Below are 1,382 nucleotides of genomic sequence, written 5' to 3'. Positions count from 1 at the left end.
GGGAAACGCCCGGTCACATTCCGAACCCGGAAGCTAAGACTCTCAGCGCCGATGGTACTGCAGGGGGGACCCTGTGGGAGAGTAGGACACCGCCGGACTTAACTTGAAACACCAGGAAAGCCATCCCTTAAGGGATGGCTGTCCTGCGTTAACGGGCCACCTCAGGGTGGCCATTATGCGTTAACCCGTGCAGCCGTTGGTCGAGCTTGCCGAGACCACCGTACGCACGACTGTGGCGGTCTTTGAGACGGGACTGGACCTCTGTTGAGCGACGGGACACTCGCTCCTCAGCTCAAACCCGCGAGCTCGGCGTCCCGCGAAATCCTGCCACCCCGCCCACGTGTCCGGAGACCCGGCGGCGGCATCCAATTTGGTCGGTCACTAAGTGCGGTTTTGCGTAAGGGCTTAAGCTGCGTGCGCAAGAGTGATGGCAAGTTTGTCGCCTGGCTCTTCGATGGTTGCGATGCCGTACATGTGGGCGGTGGCCGGATCGACTTCGACGCGAGCGATGACGGATACGCTACGGTCCCGGTGCACGTCGATCATGCGCGAGAGCAGCACGTCACGCTCGTCGATGAGGTCATCGCCAAGGAGCACCGCGAGCGGCTCACCGCCGAGACGTACTGGATCGCCGGCTTGTCGACGACGGGCAGCATCTCCTTCGGCATTGCTTTGGTGGTGGGGAGGAATCGGGTGCGAGACCCGCTGCGGGGATGACGGCTTTGGTGATGTGCGGGGTCAGATGAAGTCTTCCGTTCAAGAGGTCAGGCGGTGCGATGCGGCCGACGGGTAACGGTCGCGAAGTCAGCTGTCCGAAGAAGTCCCGACAAGTACAGAAATGGATTGGGAGAATTCCTCAATAGAGCTGGTCCTGAAATCGTAGGGACTCGACCGACTCTGTTGATAGCCTCCCAATCGGGTGGCCTCGCTTCGTTCCCCAGACGGGGGTGTTGACGTCAGCTGACGTATCCTCATAACTTGGGTGCACCCACGAATGACTGCGGTACAGCGCGCTAGCCCGATTGCGTCTGCTGCGTTCCACCCGGTCACCGCCTATGACGCTGGACTCCTGGGGCTTACCCGACACCCAACGCAAGGAACCCGAAACCATGCGCCCTGCCATGATTCTGTCCGCCGACACCAACTTCCTGTTCGACTGGCTCACCGTCACCGATTTCATCGGTTCGGTGATGCCGTATTTTCCGGTCGCCATTGCCGGCACCGTCGTCTGGTTGCTCTGGCTTTACCGTGTGATTTGAGTATTTGATCCCTTGAGAGCCACCCGATCGTGCGGTTCAGAGCCACCGTTCGTGCCGAAGAGAGCCAGTGGTGGTGCGGCTTGGGGCCACTGGCTCTCTTCGCCGGATTGTTAGGCGCTGGTG

General features: G+C 60.7%; 1 protein-coding gene, 1 rRNA gene and 1 pseudogene. 2 read left to right on the top strand and 1 reads right to left on the bottom strand.

What is annotated here, in order from left to right; all coding sequences use genetic code 11:
- A 5S ribosomal RNA gene (rrf, locus tag CJ028_RS13085) occupies positions 1–98 on the top strand; the annotation flags it as partial.
- 340 nt (positions 99–438) lie between these two features.
- On the opposite strand, the pseudogene CJ028_RS21750 reads toward rrf, so the two are convergent.
- Positions 439–742: pseudogene (locus CJ028_RS21750) on the bottom strand (UTP--glucose-1-phosphate uridylyltransferase); the annotation flags it as partial.
- A 313-nt stretch (positions 743–1,055) separates the two neighbouring features.
- Between CJ028_RS21750 and CJ028_RS13075 the strand changes: the two are divergent.
- Positions 1,056–1,259 (top strand): hypothetical protein, encoded by a 204-nt coding sequence (locus CJ028_RS13075; RefSeq protein ID WP_105035684.1) that lies wholly within the window; start codon positions 1,056–1,058, stop codon positions 1,257–1,259.
- Positions 1,260–1,382 lie beyond the last annotated feature (123 nt).

This window comes from Cryobacterium aureum, from assembly GCF_002954245.1.
GTDB classification, from domain to species: domain Bacteria; phylum Actinomycetota; class Actinomycetes; order Actinomycetales; family Microbacteriaceae; genus Cryobacterium; species Cryobacterium aureum.
This window is presented reverse-complemented; position numbering and strand designations above follow the sequence as displayed.